Source organism: Pseudoalteromonas sp. PSi26 (genome assembly GCF_054960575.1).
Genome location: NZ_JBHNYT010000001.1, coordinates 238,129 through 251,773, shown reverse-complemented (window position 1 = coordinate 251,773; position 13,645 = coordinate 238,129). Strand labels below are relative to the sequence as shown.

Annotated in this window: 15 protein-coding genes and 1 pseudogene; 12 read left to right on the top strand and 4 right to left on the bottom strand. The window is 38.5% G+C overall.

Annotation, left to right across the window (positions count from 1 at the left end; all coding sequences use genetic code 11):
* Window positions 1-1,884: a hypothetical protein gene (locus ACFI34_RS01185; protein WP_462672097.1), complete on the top strand. Its 1,884-nt coding sequence runs from the start codon at window positions 1-3 to the stop codon at window positions 1,882-1,884.
* Between the two features lie 85 nt (window positions 1,885-1,969).
* Here the strand turns inward: ACFI34_RS01185 and moeA are convergent, their stop codons facing one another.
* Window positions 1,970-3,184 carry a molybdopterin molybdotransferase MoeA gene (gene moeA / locus ACFI34_RS01180; protein ID WP_462672096.1) on the bottom strand — a complete coding sequence of 405 codons (1,215 nt, stop codon included), beginning with the start codon at window positions 3,182-3,184 and terminating at the stop codon, window positions 1,970-1,972.
* Between the two features lie 42 nt (window positions 3,185-3,226).
* Here moeA and modA point away from each other — a divergent pair, with 42 nt between their 5' ends.
* From modA to ACFI34_RS01165, 3 genes are read left to right on the top strand one after another with little or no spacing between them, the layout of a single operon-like run.
* Window positions 3,227-3,979: a molybdate ABC transporter substrate-binding protein gene (gene modA, locus ACFI34_RS01175; protein WP_462672095.1), complete on the top strand. Its 753-nt coding sequence runs from the start codon at window positions 3,227-3,229 to the stop codon at window positions 3,977-3,979.
* Entirely contained in the window at window positions 3,966-4,643 is a 678-nt protein-coding gene (gene modB / locus ACFI34_RS01170) for a molybdate ABC transporter permease subunit (RefSeq protein WP_462672094.1), read from the top strand. Before modA ends, modB begins: the two co-directional genes overlap by 14 nt.
* Before the next feature lies 1 nt (window position 4,644).
* Window positions 4,645-5,673, top strand: a complete 1,029-nt coding sequence (locus tag ACFI34_RS01165; RefSeq protein WP_462672093.1) for an ATP-binding cassette domain-containing protein — start codon at window positions 4,645-4,647, stop codon at window positions 5,671-5,673.
* 13 nt (window positions 5,674-5,686) lie between these two features.
* Here the strand turns inward: ACFI34_RS01165 and ACFI34_RS01160 are convergent, their stop codons facing one another.
* Complete coding sequence (locus ACFI34_RS01160) at window positions 5,687-6,442, bottom strand: HesA/MoeB/ThiF family protein (protein WP_462672092.1); 756 nt, start codon at window positions 6,440-6,442, stop codon at window positions 5,687-5,689.
* A gap of 399 nt (window positions 6,443-6,841) precedes the next feature.
* On the opposite strand from ACFI34_RS01160, the gene moaB reads away from it, so the two are divergent.
* From moaB to ACFI34_RS01135, 5 genes are read left to right on the top strand one after another with little or no spacing between them, the layout of a single operon-like run.
* Window positions 6,842-7,381 (top strand): molybdenum cofactor biosynthesis protein B, encoded by a 540-nt coding sequence (gene moaB / locus ACFI34_RS01155; protein ID WP_004587753.1) that lies wholly within the window; start codon window positions 6,842-6,844, stop codon window positions 7,379-7,381.
* Window position 7,382: 1 nt separating this feature from the next.
* The gene (gene moaC, locus ACFI34_RS01150; protein WP_462672091.1) at window positions 7,383-7,853 is read left to right on the top strand and encodes a cyclic pyranopterin monophosphate synthase MoaC; all 471 of its coding nucleotides are present in this window, start codon (window positions 7,383-7,385) and stop codon (window positions 7,851-7,853) included.
* Window positions 7,831-8,130 (top strand): MoaD/ThiS family protein, encoded by a 300-nt coding sequence (locus tag ACFI34_RS01145; RefSeq protein ID WP_462672090.1) that lies wholly within the window; start codon window positions 7,831-7,833, stop codon window positions 8,128-8,130. The genes moaC and ACFI34_RS01145 overlap by 23 nt, the downstream gene beginning before the upstream one ends.
* Entirely contained in the window at window positions 8,130-8,609 is a 480-nt protein-coding gene (gene moaE, locus ACFI34_RS01140) for a molybdopterin synthase catalytic subunit MoaE (RefSeq protein WP_462672089.1), read from the top strand. Before ACFI34_RS01145 ends, moaE begins: the two co-directional genes overlap by 1 nt.
* Complete coding sequence (locus ACFI34_RS01135; protein WP_462672088.1) at window positions 8,610-9,254, top strand: MOSC domain-containing protein; 645 nt, start codon at window positions 8,610-8,612, stop codon at window positions 9,252-9,254.
* Between the two features lie 74 nt (window positions 9,255-9,328).
* On the opposite strand, the gene ACFI34_RS01130 is transcribed toward ACFI34_RS01135, so the two are convergent.
* Window positions 9,329-10,588: a nitrate- and nitrite sensing domain-containing protein gene (locus ACFI34_RS01130; protein ID WP_462672087.1), complete on the bottom strand. Its 1,260-nt coding sequence runs from the start codon at window positions 10,586-10,588 to the stop codon at window positions 9,329-9,331.
* A 434-nt stretch (window positions 10,589-11,022) separates the two neighbouring features.
* Window positions 11,023-11,259, bottom strand: a complete 237-nt coding sequence (locus ACFI34_RS01125) for a hypothetical protein (protein WP_462672086.1) — start codon at window positions 11,257-11,259, stop codon at window positions 11,023-11,025.
* 425 nt (window positions 11,260-11,684) lie between these two features.
* Between ACFI34_RS01125 and ACFI34_RS01120 the strand changes: the two are divergent.
* The 3 genes and pseudogenes from ACFI34_RS01120 to ACFI34_RS01110 all read left to right on the top strand — a co-directional run bounded on the left by ACFI34_RS01120 (window position 11,685) and on the right by ACFI34_RS01110 (window position 13,606).
* Window positions 11,685-12,183, top strand: a pseudogene (locus ACFI34_RS01120) (DUF4842 domain-containing protein).
* The gene (locus ACFI34_RS01115) at window positions 12,183-12,638 is read left to right on the top strand and encodes a hypothetical protein (RefSeq protein ID WP_462672085.1); all 456 of its coding nucleotides are present in this window, start codon (window positions 12,183-12,185) and stop codon (window positions 12,636-12,638) included. The pseudogene ACFI34_RS01120 and the gene ACFI34_RS01115 overlap by 1 nt, the downstream one beginning before the upstream one ends.
* Window positions 12,639-12,730: 92 nt before the next feature.
* Window positions 12,731-13,606 carry an endonuclease/exonuclease/phosphatase family protein gene (locus ACFI34_RS01110; protein ID WP_462672084.1) on the top strand — a complete coding sequence of 292 codons (876 nt, stop codon included), beginning with the start codon at window positions 12,731-12,733 and terminating at the stop codon, window positions 13,604-13,606.
* Window positions 13,607-13,645: the final 39 nt, after the last annotated feature.

The following is a 13,645-nucleotide window of genomic DNA, read 5'->3' as shown; positions in this document are numbered from 1 at the left end:
ATGTTAAAACAAATAATACCTTTAGGGGTTGCACTAGCATTAGCGGGTTGTGGTGGATCATCTTCGAGTACTGATAACAACGAAAGCGTTAGTGTAACTCAAATTACAACTAATTCTACAGCACGTTTTTATGTCGCCAACTGGCAGTCGCCGAAGGGTACACTCAATATTTTAAATAACGAAGGTGTTATTCAAGAGTCGATTGAAGTAGATAACATTAATACGTTTAGCATAAGTGTAACGCCGCTTACATACAGTCGCTTTGAATTTATACCTGATGATACCTTGCTATCTTGTCCACGATTTACCGGTTGTGGCAGAACAGTACGTGATGATCCTAATGATTTAAACGGTAACCGTTTAGTTGATTTTCAAGAACCAACGTCTGTTACATTAAATTATAAGGCCGATGCGTTTATTGCCCCTGGTGTTAACGCGGTGTATTTTTCTCCTTTAAGTACAGCGATTACTGATGCCGGCTTAAGTGCAGCAAAGGCCAGTTTATCGGCCACGCCATTTTATCATTTAACGCACAGTAACCTTACTGCCAGTGTTGAAGCTGAAATGGTTACAAATGCATTTACGTATGCCGCAATTATAGCAGGCGTAGCCGACAGCACATTTAATGTTAACGCTGCATTTAATGCCTTTTCTAGTAATGATACTGAGCAGCAAGCATGGCAAGATTACAGCCAATTAGCTGCTCAATATATTCCTGATAACCTGTTTAATGAACAGGGAAATGGCTTACTACCTAACGTTGCTGGCCAAGTAAACCAAACCATTGCGAGTGTTACTACTTATCAGCAGTGGGAGCCACGTGTAAGCGAAGCACAAAGCTTAGAGTCAAGAGAGCTACTTGTTGATGTTAGAAACATTATTGGCGTGGCAAGGCTTCAAGAAAAAAGCTACTCAGAAGAACTTGATGCTAAGTTTGCTGAACTTGAGGGCGCGTTTGATGAGGATACTCAAGCAACGCGTACAGCACTGACTAATGCGCTCAACGAGGTGATAACAAATTATTCTCCGCTGGCTGATGATTCAGTGCCTGCTGGGCAATATTCGCTGAGAGATTTAGACATTGATTACAGTAAATCGCCTTATACTTGGGCTATTACGGGTACCTACGATGACTTACCCATTAGTATAGACTTATCTATTCCTACTTTCAGAGTAAGTGGCGTGTTAGGTAATAAAATTGAGGGGGTAATGAGTGCCACGGTAACCAATGGTGCAACAGTACTGAGTGTTGATGTTAGCGAGTTACTGATTCAGTTTGATGGTATTGACGTTGTAAACGAAACAAACCCAGACGCTGATACTGGTATTGCACAACTCACTACTAATGTTGTTATTAATAAGGCTAATGGTAAGTTAGCAGGGGATTTGTCGTTAAATTTAAATCGTTTTGTAGACTCATTTGGCGAGGTGTCTAATACGTTATCGTCTTTTAATTTTCAAGGTGATTTTGAGAGTGATATTCAAAATACCGCGTTTCACATTACTGCAATTGAATCGTCACCTTTTATTGGTGAAGAAAATGATGATTTAGCATTTACCTTTGAATTAGATTTTCCACTAAGTGCCGCTAACGATTTTAAATTTGCTTATGTGGGTGCTGTAGATAATTTAACAGAGCTAACATCAACGGATATATATGTGAGTACTCAAGGACAAGCGTTGGATCTTCGTATTCGCGATGTTAATGGTAATATTAGCCTAGTTGCAAAAGGTGAAAACGGTCGCTGGTTAGATGTAAAACAAGCGGGGCGTAATTACAGTGGCGGTTTATATTTTGGGGATACTAAAATTGCTGAGGTTACCGCTGTTCGTGGTATTCCAGGTGTTTTATTTCCAAATGGTGATTTTGAATCGTTGTTCTAAACCACCGTTAGTTTTATAAACGAATACTAAAAAGCCCAACAAGGTGAAGACCTAGTTGGGCTTTTTGTATTATTGCTCGCTGGTATTATAGTAGTTCTACTTCAACGGTTTCGCCTTGTGCAATGTTTCCGCTTTGCGCAGGGACTACAATTAAACAGTTAGCTTTACTAAGAGACGACAGTACACCTGAGCCTTGTTTTTCAACAGGTGTAACAACAAGGTTATTGTTTTCATCGTTACTAGCAATACCACGTTGAAAATCTGTACGGCCAGGGCGCTTTTTAATTTGCTGGGTTGTGACTGCTTTTAAACGCAGCGTGGCTTTATGCTCATTGCCCGATAGTTTAGTCAATGCTGGCTTTACAAGTCGCTCAAGCGTAACGGCGGCAGAAACTGGATTGCCAGGTAAACCAAAAAAGTAGCTGTTTGGCAATTTGCCAAAGGCAAAGGGTTTGCCTGGTTTCATGGCTATTTTCCAAAAGTGAATATCGCCAATGTCGTTTAATACTTCTTTTGTGAAGTCGGCTTCACCAACCGATACACCACCAGAGCTAATAACGGCATCGGCTTGCTCGTTCGCTTTTAAAAATATATTTTTGATTAGGGTTTTGTCATCAGGAATAATACCAAAATCAATAACCTCTATATTGGGATCATTAAGTTCGCTAATAATTACAGCGCGATTACTTTCATAAATAGCGCCAGCAGGAAGTGCATTACCCGGCTCTATTAGTTCGTCACCAGTTGAGAACACGGCTACTTTGAGTGTTTCGTAAACGTTTACTTCGTTAATACCAATAGAGGCTAATAATCCAACGTCTACGCCTTTAAGCTTTCTGCCTGCTTTTAATACCACACTGTTTTTTTCAATGTCCCCGCCTGCAAAACGGACATTATTATTGAGCTCAATAGTGCCTGAAAAAGTAATTTCATCGTTATTAACTGTGGCGTTTTCTTGCATAACAACGGCGTTAGCACCTGGTGGCAGTGCTGCACCAGTCATAATTCTTACACATTGCCCAGGCGTTAATGTTTTGTCGAAGGTTTGACCCGCAAATACACTGCCTATTTGTTTGTAGGTAGTAAGGCCGTCGCTGATACACAGTGCATAGCCGTCCATCGCCGAGTTATCATATGCGGGTACATTAATTGTTGATTTAACATCAGTAGCTAAAATGCGGCCAACGCTAGTCATTAAAGGTATTGTTTCGGTGAGTTTATTGAAGCTAATTGCGTCCAACATATTACTGATTGCGGTTTCTATAGGTAATAAACCGGGTGCATTGCAAACATCGTTCATATATATTGCTTACTTAATTCATTTTTTAAAACAATACTTACAATGTCAAAGCTTTACAATACATGGCTGGGTTATTTTTTGTTTGGTATTTGCGTGTTTTCAAGCTCGTTAAACGCAAAAGAAACAATACATGTTGCGGTGGCAAGTAATTTTAAATCCGTGTTACAAACCTTGCTGCAAGACTCCCCAATTCCGGGTATGCGAGTAAAAATATCTGCAGCATCGAGTGGGGTGTTATATTCTCAAATTGTGCATGGTGCGCCGTTTGATGTGTTTTTATCGGCTGACGATGTGCGCCCGCAAGCATTAATCAAAGAGGGATTTGCTAGTGAAAGTACATTAGTTACTTATGCGCTCGGTGAACTTGCTATATGGCAGCCTAATGCTAATAAAATAAATGAAAAAGTAGCTATAGCTAACCCGCGTTTTTCACCTTATGGGCAAGCGTCTGAGTTTTACGCTAATGCCAATTTTAAAAAGCCAATAAGTTATGTATATGGAAATAACATTACACAAGCCTTTCAGTTTGTTCAAAGTGGCAATGCATCTGTAGGGGTCGTGGCTGTTTCTACATTAAAAATGGCGTTTAATAATAGTCAAGACCCACGGTATTTGTCGTATAAGTTAATACCACCGAATGAGTACCCCGAAATTATTCAACAGGGGGTGATTATTAAAACGAGTAAAAAAATATTGAGCGCTCAAAAGCTATTGGATTTTTTAATGAGTAGCAACATACAAAAAAAGCTTGTTGAATTAGGGTATAGAATAAAGGATAGCAATGCTTCAAAGTGATTTAACGGCACTGTGGCTAACGGTCAAGTTAGCTTTTATAACCGCTGTGCTGCTGCTTATTTTCTGTATTCCTGTTGCATATAAGTTAGCAGGGTATAGAGGTAAATTTAAACCGTTTTTAGAGGCACTCATTGCAATGCCGCTTGTACTTCCTCCTACTTTACTTGGTTTTTACTTACTTGTTTTATTTTCACCCACGCATGCTGTTGGGCAGTTTTGGTTTTGGTTAACAGGTACCCAGCTGGCGTTTAGTTTTCAGGGGGTGGCTATTGGTTCACTTTTTTATTCTTTGCCTTTTGTAATGCAACCTTTAGTGGCAGGGTTTAAGCAAATTAATCAAACCTATAACGAGGCTGCAATTGCCTTGGGTTTGAGCCACTTTAAACGCTTTGTTTATTTAATTTTACCGTTATTAAAACCCAGTATAGGGAGTGCGTTTGCATTGGGTTTTGCGCATACACTCGGGGAGTTTGGCTTAGTGCTGATGATTGGTGGCAACATACAAGGAGAGACTCAAGTGGTTTCTATTGCTTTGTACGACCACGTGGAATCGTTAAATTATGCAGCTGCGCATCAGCTTTCGCTTATTTTACTCGCTATTTCGTTTGCCTGTTTAGTGCTGTTATTTAAATTTAATAAAAGCCTAGTGGGGGTTAAGCAATAGTATGATTAAGTTAGCCCTTTATAAATCGCTAAATAGCTTTGATTTAGACATAAACCTTCATCTTGAATCTTTTACTATTGCGGGAATTTTTGGCCCGTCCGGCTCGGGTAAGTCCACCTTGCTACGTTGTATTAGTGGCCTTGAAGGTGAGCAGAGTGTTTACATAAATAATAAATCGGTACATCATTTACCAACTGAACAACGCGGTGTTACGTTACAAGTTCAATCTTGCCCATTATTTCCGCATTTAGATGTGGCAGGTAATTTAGCGTTTACACAAAAACATTGTACTAATAGGCAAACTGATTTAACCGAGCAAAAAGTAATAGAGGCGCTTGAATTACACCCGTTATTAAAGCGCGATGTACATAGTTTGTCGGGTGGAGAGCGCCAACGTGTTGTATTTGCCCGCACATTATTAGCAGGGCAAAAATTTATTATTTTAGATGAACCATTTAGCGCTCTTGACTGGCCACTGCGCTTTAAAACACTCTCAACATTAAGTGAATTGGCGGCAACGTTTAATATTAAATTTATAATAGTGAGCCACTCTTTAAAGGAGCTGTTGTTTTGTTGCGATACCCTTGTGCAACTTAATAGTGGTAAGGTAATTAATCACGGCCCAAGTGCGCAGGTCGCTAAAGCTATTTACGCTAATGATAAACAAGCACCGCTAAGCTTAATTAACTTTCAAATCATCACATTTGATGAAAAATACGGTGTGTATTTGCTTAAACTACACAAAAGCGAGCAGCAGCTATTTGCATTACCTAGCGCTGTAGAGCAAGGAAATAAACTTATATTAGAGTGTGAGCAAATATCAGTAAGTGCAGAAATGCCATTAAATACAAATAACAGCAATGTTTTGATATGTTCGCTGCACAGTGCAGAACTTATAGATAAAACATGGCAACTTACGCTAGATGTAGACGGGCAAAGCCTGTATTGCTTACTTTCAGCAAGAGTATGGGATCAAAACAACTATAAAGAAGGCGATACACTTTATGCGACTATTCATAATCTAGAGTAGTGTAAAGTCGGTTTTAGCTGCACGTAGCACAGTGACTGTTTTTTGTAATTTTAAAGCGATTAAACTCCATACTTAACCCATCAACTAGCAGTAAATGCTCGCTCAATCCGCTTGGTAAACCCGCAAGCATTTTTAACGCCTCTGTGGCTTGAATACTGCCAATTAATCCTACAATGGGTGATAGCACGCCTGATTCTGAGCAGCTTTGTGTTTGATCAGACATGAACTGCGATAAACACTCATAACAGTGGCTATTTTCTTGCATTGTAAAACAGGCAACTTGGCCTTCCATTCTAATTGCAGCGCCCGATACTAATGGGGTTTTTGTTTTATAACAGGCTGTGTTTAATACATTACGTGTAGTTAAGTTATCAGAGCAATCAATGACTATATCAATATTACTTAATAACTCGTCAAGCGTTGACTTTTCATCTAAAATTGCATCGATTGTGTGTATATCTATTTCATTATTTAAGCGAGTTAGCTGCGCTTTAGCGGCGTGTGTTTTTAAGCTTCCCACATCTGTTTGTTTGTAAAGCACCTGCCTTTGCAAGTTAGTCGCATCAACCACGTCGTTATCTACAAGCGTTAATGTTCCCACACCTGAGGCAACTAAGTACTGTGCAACAGGGCAGCCCAAACCACCTAACCCCACAATTAGCACATGCGACTGCCATATTTTTTCTTGCCCCTCTATATCTAATTTAGGAAGCATTATATGACGCGAGTAGCGAAGTTGTTGTTGGTAGGTTAATGGCGGTTTAGTCATATAAAGCATCTCATTATTTTTTCACACAATACCAAGTAGTTAAATATATAGGCAATAAAAGGGTGAAAATAGTTTTTAAGTTATCAGGTCAGTTAGTTAAAGTTACTTTTTTAATAAGGTAAGTTATTTTTATTAAACAATAACGCTTATAAATACGCGCGTCTTACTTTGAAAATGAACTATTAGCCCTGTATATTCGTAAGGAAGCAGCTACTAATACTATTAAAAACAGATACTCACAACAGTAAAGTAACAATAAACCCACCAAATTAGTCTTTTGGATTACATGAGCGCAGGTGTTATTGTGAATTATATAATAAACACCAATACTTATAAAAATGTAATACTGAACAGTAGCAAGTTAATTACTGTAATAACTAACTTTTTCAAGAAGATCTTATGAGCCATACAACTGAATCACAAATAGCATTAAACATTGCCGTAATGACGGTAAGCGATACACGCGATGAAATTACGGATACCTCAGGCCATTATTTAATTAAAGCCCTTACTGAGGCAGGCCATCACTTAGCGGATAAAGACATCGTTAAAGATGATGTTTATCAAATGCGTGCAGTTGCATCGCAGTGGATTGCCGATGACACCATTCACGCTATTTTAGTAACCGGTGGTACGGGTTTTACCGAGCGCGACTCAACACCAGAGGCATTTGCACCGCTGTTTGATAAAAGTGTAGATGGATTTGGCGAGCTATTTAGGCATATTTCGTACGGCGAAATTGGTAACTCAACTATTCAATCGCGTGCACTGGCAGGCCTTGCTAATAACACGGTTATTTTTTGTATGCCGGGCTCTACGGGTGCATGTAAAACAGCCTGGACAGGTATTATAAAAGATCAGTTAGACTCAATGCATAAGCCATGTAACTTTGCCCCGCATATTACGATTGGTAAAAAATGCGAATCACGAGAGCAATAATATGCTGAGCCACGTAGACGAAAATGGCCAAGCAAACATGGTTGATGTATCGCTAAAAGAAGTTACTTTGCGCGATGCATCTGCCGAGGCCTACATTAAAATGAGCAAACAGGCCTTTGAGCAAGTGTTGCTTAATCAAAATAAAAAAGGTGACGTCCTAGGCGTTGCCCGTATTGCGGGTATTCAGGGCGCTAAAAAGTGCGCCGATTTAATTCCGCTTTGTCACCCGCTTGCACTGAGTAAAGTAGCCGTTGATTTTGAACTTGATGAAGCAAACAGCCAAATTAAAGTAACCAGCTACTGTAAATTGGCGGGCAAAACGGGCGTTGAAATGGAAGCGCTCACCGCTGTATCTGTGGCTACCCTTACCCTATTTGATATGTGTAAAGCTGCCGATCCGCTTATGGAAATCCACGGTATGCGCGTAACGCAAAAAGCAGGAGGCAAGCATGGCAGCTGGCAGCGAGGTTAATTTAAATAATACGAATGCAGCTGCAGGGCATGTAAATGTACTCTTTTTTGGCCAACTTAAAGAGCGCCTAAAGTGCGATAAGTTAACCGTAGATATAGCGCACTCCCTTAGCATTACAGCGTTTAAACATATGTTGGTTGAGCAAAACCCGCATTGGCAGGCATGGCTTGAAGAGCGTGATGTATTGTGTGCACTTAATCAAACTATGTCATCAAGCGATGCGCTTGTAAAAGCAGGGGATGAACTTGCTTTTTTCCCACCCGTGACAGGTGGCTAATGAGTATAAGCATTAAAGTACAAACGATGGATTTTTCAGTAGGCGAGCAACATAACGCACTTTGCAGTAATAATAAAAGTGATGGTGCAGTAGTGACGTTTACAGGGCTTGTGCGAGAATTTAGTAGCGGCGATAACGTAATCGCGCTTGAACTTGAACACTACCCAGGTATGACTGAGCAACTACTGCAATCGATAGCCGAGCAAGCGCAAACACGCTGGCAACTTGCCCGTATAAGCATTATTCATCGAGTCGGTTATTTAGCCCTTGGTGAGCAAATTGTATTTGTTGGCGTAACCAGCCGCCACCGCCAAGCCGCGTTTGAAGGTGCACAATTTATAATGGATTACTTAAAAAACCACGCTACGTTTTGGAAAAAAGAGCATTTTAAAGACTCATCAAACTGGGTTGAGTTTAAACAAAGCGACAAGCAAGCACTGAGTAAGTGGCAAAATATCGAACAGGATGCAATTAAGTAAATGCATATAATCTCTACCAATATCTCTAAAATAAAAACGGTTGCTCATAACGGAAAAACCATTAAAACTGGTATTTTTAAAACGCCCACCAATGAGCCGGTTGTTATTGAAAAGCTAAATATTATAGGTGATGAACAAGCCGATTTAGTCAATCACGGCGGTATTGATAAAGCAGTATATGCGTTTTCGGATAATCATTATGATTACTGGCGGCGCACACTTGATAATGATGATTTAGCAGCAGGTGCCTTTGGCGAAAACTTTACAATTTCAGACCTTGATGAACAAAATATTCATATAGGGGATCGTATTCGTGTAGGTACTGCACTGCTTGAGGTAAGCCAGCCCCGTGTGCCGTGCTTTAAGCTTGCCATTGCACTTAATAATAAACAAAGCCTAAAATTGTTTACTCAGTATTACCACACGGGTGTTTACTTTAGAGTGCTTGAGGCAGGTATGGCTAAAACAGGGGATGCCGTCATTATTGAACATAAAGCCATACACAACATTTCAGTAAAATCGTTGTTTCAGGCGTTTTTTGATAAACACTACCCAGATTATGAAAGCGTATTACTCGCCGCACTTGAACTCCCCGAGCTTGCGCTTGAGTGGCAAACTAAAATTAAAAAAAAGCTGTCTCTGTAATTTAAAGAGCCAGCTTACATTCAGTGTTATGGAAAATACCTTTTTAACACTAATGGTATGTGCTTTTAACTATGCTAATCGTTATCATCCAGTTCAATTATTTTTTTAGCGACAGCATACAGCGAACTAAGTGACTCCATGGCCTGTTTTTGAAGTTGCTGGTGGGCATGTTCTTCACTAATTTTAAGCTGTTTAATTAAAATAGTCTTAGCTTGATAAATGACCTTTTGTTCGTTAATAGGTTGCTTTACATCCATCAAAGCTTGGTCAATTTTTTTAATGTGCTTGATTTGCTCCAAAATCAAATCGTACATGACTTTATTACAGCTGAGCGTGGTAGCTGAGTTATTTGTTGGTTCATGATTTTTAAGCGCTAACTGTCCGACAGTTGCAGGTATATATTGCTGCTCTAAGGTACTGATTAGTTTTTTGTTGGCATTTAATTTTCGTTGAGCGCATGCAATTTTCATTGCTGCACAGTCGATTAAATGATCGTTAATGTTTTTCTCTATTTTGTGCATGATATTAAAACGTGTTGAAGTTACTTCGTACCAAACTTCGCTTAGGTGTGAGAGTGGCTGTGTGTTTTCGTCATCAAATTTTTGCAATAAACTTCTTAGCTGTTCTACCTGTTTGTTTACTGGATGTTCTTTCAATGTGGTGTAGCATTTTAGTAAATGGTCGTCTGCGTATTGATTAAAAATCGAAATGCTATGACTCTGTTCTTGTACAAAAAAAGCTAATTTTGCTTTCTGATCTTGTGTAAATTTACTCGAAGAAAACGCCTGTGCGCCGCAAGCTCGCTCTTGGCCAGCGTATTCTTTATGTTTAATAAAGTTAAAGTAGGCAATTAAAAGGCGACTTATACAGGGTTCGTTAGTGCCATCAGCGACTTCTAAAATAACATTTAACAAACTTGTTATAAGTTGAGTGAACGATTGCGTTGAATGCTCAGGTGTTACGTTTTGCTTGTTTATCTGATGGCGCAAAGCAGGTAGTACGTCTAGTGTTTGTAGGCTAAAAGTAATTAAATTGTACAACTGTGGTTGTCTTGATACGGCATTATTAGATAGAAAGGTCGCTGTAATAGAGTCGTAAAACTCATTTTGTGCAATGTCTGTTATGGGTATTTGCTGCTTTAGTTCACTGCTAAAGCGCGCATCTTTTGACGTTAAAAAAACATTACTCATGGCGCGTTCTTTTTGCAGTTGATGCATAAAGTTGCCTAACTTTGTAAAAGCGGCACAGCTATTTTGTAATTCTTTAAGTGAGTTTATTTCTTGGTGTTTAGCTGCGAATAAAAATTGTTTTGTGAGAGGATTTACTGTGTGCATTATATTAATTCCGTTTTCATTTTTATTTTTGATTGCAACCCTTGTTCCATTTATAGAAAATTATTTTCAATGAAAACTAAAATCAATCTAAAACAGTAGGTTGTGTTTGTTTAGCGAAGTAGAGATTATTATCGAGCTGATTTTTGAAATTAAGAATCACCGTTTTGGTGCATGAAAATGAATACTTGCACATTGCTAGACTTTTTTGAAAACAACTAAAACCAATATTTTGAGATGAATAAGTTTAGGAGTGTTAAATTGTTTGAATGAAATTGATGTCCGGTTTTCTTATTTAAAAAATAGTGGTTTATATTTTACGGTACTGTAATACTTATAGTATCAAGCACTTGATTATAATTGCTTTGTTCTTGAAGGATTTAAAAATAAAGTTAACATAAATATATTAAATTTATGTTTTGTAGGAGGAATTTATATTAGCTATTTATATAAACAAAAAACAAAATTAAAAATACGTAAAAACCAACACCTAGCGCAATCAGCGGCACAACTTTTTTTGACTTACCTTTTTTAAAACTCGCAAAATCCTTAAATTGCATTTTATAACTACCAAAAGTGACTCCTTTTAGCACGAGGCAGCCGGTTGAATAAAATAAAAAACCAAAGGCCGTATCAATTAGTAGCCATAAAAACATATCGAACATAATGCTCATATTAATTCCTTATATCACCTTGAGTTTTAGATTAAATCGCAAAGACCAACACACCCCAATTAGTTGTTTTAGTCTTAAAAATAGTTGTCACTGCTTTCAATATAATCATTTTATTAAAGCATATTCATTAAACAAAGCCAGTGCATGAAGTATAAGCAAACATAAAAACCTCTCTTCTGCACGCTTCTGTATTTTGCAAAATGCAACTGAATCTATTGCAAGATGCATGAATCTTAAGTTGTTCATACTTTACATATTGATTTTCAATAGCTTAAGTTTTGGAACGGACCCTGCAATGGTTTAAACACTAAACTCATTAGGGGCTAAATTATGAAACTAAACAAATTTGCAACCGCGTGCTTACTTGCATTTCCGTGCGCTGTGCTTAGTCAACCATTCGAATCGTGTCCTAGCAAAGCATTTTTATGCAAGACACTTGGGCGCATGTTTCAAAAGAGTCGGGCTGTAGCTATTTTAGAACAGAAGATAATTCCGATGAAAACGTAAAAGTTACCTTTAGTATGAGCATTCCTCTAAAAGAGCCAAAGGCCAAAAGTGTTTCACCTGGTACGCTACTTGCCCCTTTTATTTTTGCAACAGATGGTTTTTATCACGGTGATTTTTTAGTCGGTAAAAACGCGCGTGGCTGGGAAGTGCATATTAAAAACCAAGCACCGACAGAAGCGTTTGATACTTCACTTTACAACGTTACAAACGCAGACGATGCCAGTGTGCAAGGCAATGGTTTGTATTTTCTTAACGAAAATGGCTTACCTTGGGCAATGGCTTCATCCACTCGAAGGTATAGATATAACCGATGCATACGGCAGCTTTGCTGAATTTGCTCAATCTTCGGGCAAAGAAAAGCCAACGTGGTTTAATGATTACAGTATCAGTAATGTTGTTGTGAAAGGGGAACAGTAATGAAAAAGTCACTATTAATTTTATCACTTTCAATAGGATTAACAGCTTGTGGCGGTGTTGGTTCAGAAGAGACAAAAGCACCGGCAGTCGCTACGGTATCTACGACCTCTACACCAGCAAGTAATCCAACAGGAATTAATGCAATCACTGTTGATGACGAATTTAATTTATCTACTAAGTATTCACTTGATGTTGATGTAAACCTAGGCATGGGCGATATAAGAGCCTACTTGAATGTGTGCCAAAAAAAGGAGGGAGTTCAACGGGCAGATTACAATAACTGTATTTATAGAGGTCCTCTTAGTAATACCGCACTCGATACGCAGTTAGTGTTAAGCAATCAAGGTATTGAATTAATTGCTGAAATTTGGTTTTACGATGAGTCGACTGAACCGCTCTTATTCACTTGGCAGTACGAATCTGATAAAGCACAGCAGCAGTTTGTTATTCGATAAAGCGTATTCTAGGAAAATATATATTAAAAGCCTATGCAAATAATAACCCGCAAAATTCATTTTTGCGGGTTATTTTTATATGTGCAACAACCGTGTGCATTGCACTTGCGTTTAACCCATTTACTCACTTTTATGCCGATGTATTAGCCTCTTTGAGAATACAAATTTTATGTATTGCTGTTGGGTGCGGGTGTGTTCTTTTACTACTGAAGCTCTATAAACTAGGGGCCGCGACGATTATTATATGCGCATTAGGATTGGGTCCTGTTTTAATTACCTTACCTATAACCGATTCGGTGCAAGCGCGCGTTTTGTCTATTAAGCAAATAAACGTAAATTACAGTAATAAGTACCTTACTGCCCATTTATCAAGGTTACGTGACGAAAAGTGGGGGGGGCTAATTTTACAAGAATTTAGCGATAAAAATCGCGACCTATTAAGTCAGTTTGTAACTTCAACTGATATGTTTGGGTATGAAGATGTGGAGGGAATACCTTACGGTATGATTGTTTTATCGCGCATACCCATGGTGTATAAGCAACAAGTTAAATTACAAGGAGACAAGTTAGGGTATTTAAAATTAAAATTTATATACGACGATAGGCTAATAACTACATTTGTTGCGCATCCACCTTCACCACGTACACAGTTAAATTGGCAAAATAGAAACGCTTTGCTCGCAGCGTTAAGCAAAGCAACACAGCAAGAACAAGGTTTATGGATAGTGGCTGGCGATTTAAATATAGTTCTGTGGTCGTCATATTTTGAGTGGGATCAAAAACAAACATGCTTTGGGCACTCCCGTTATACGAGTTTTATGCCTTTTGAAAAAGGGCGTTTTATTTTAATGGGTTTACCTATCGATCATTGTGTTATGAGCGAGCAAGTTTTATTACAAAGCCTTGCGGTTACCGATTTTAAAGGCAGCGATCATAAAATGTTAAGTTATAAAATAAGTCTAAAATAAAAGGCGTTTAGTAAAATAGGCGCCTTTTAACAATAGTAT

Excerpts from the sequence above, each read along its gene's own strand:
- ACFI34_RS01135 (WP_462672088.1), top strand. The coding sequence starts at position 8,610 with ATGCATATAATCTCTACCAATATCTCTAAAATAAAAACGGTTGCTCAT.
- ACFI34_RS01160 (WP_462672092.1), bottom strand. The coding sequence starts at position 6,442 with ATGACTAAACCGCCATTAACCTACCAACAACAACTTCGCTACTCGCGT.
- ACFI34_RS01165 (WP_462672093.1), top strand. The coding sequence starts at position 4,645 with ATGATTAAGTTAGCCCTTTATAAATCGCTAAATAGCTTTGATTTAGAC.
- modA (WP_462672095.1), top strand. The coding sequence starts at position 3,227 with ATGTCAAAGCTTTACAATACATGGCTGGGTTATTTTTTGTTTGGTATT.
- moaC (WP_462672091.1), top strand. The coding sequence starts at position 7,383 with ATGCTGAGCCACGTAGACGAAAATGGCCAAGCAAACATGGTTGATGTA.
- moaE (WP_462672089.1), top strand. The coding sequence starts at position 8,130 with ATGAGTATAAGCATTAAAGTACAAACGATGGATTTTTCAGTAGGCGAG.
- modB (WP_462672094.1), top strand. The coding sequence starts at position 3,966 with ATGCTTCAAAGTGATTTAACGGCACTGTGGCTAACGGTCAAGTTAGCT.
- moeA (WP_462672096.1), bottom strand. The coding sequence starts at position 3,184 with ATGAACGATGTTTGCAATGCACCCGGTTTATTACCTATAGAAACCGCA.
- ACFI34_RS01130 (WP_462672087.1), bottom strand. The coding sequence starts at position 10,588 with ATGCACACAGTAAATCCTCTCACAAAACAATTTTTATTCGCAGCTAAA.
- ACFI34_RS01115 (WP_462672085.1), top strand. The coding sequence starts at position 12,183 with ATGAAAAAGTCACTATTAATTTTATCACTTTCAATAGGATTAACAGCT.
- ACFI34_RS01185 (WP_462672097.1), top strand. The coding sequence starts at position 1 with ATGTTAAAACAAATAATACCTTTAGGGGTTGCACTAGCATTAGCGGGT.
- ACFI34_RS01125 (WP_462672086.1), bottom strand. The coding sequence starts at position 11,259 with ATGAGCATTATGTTCGATATGTTTTTATGGCTACTAATTGATACGGCC.
- ACFI34_RS01145 (WP_462672090.1), top strand. The coding sequence starts at position 7,831 with ATGGCAGCTGGCAGCGAGGTTAATTTAAATAATACGAATGCAGCTGCA.
- moaB (WP_004587753.1), top strand. The coding sequence starts at position 6,842 with ATGAGCCATACAACTGAATCACAAATAGCATTAAACATTGCCGTAATG.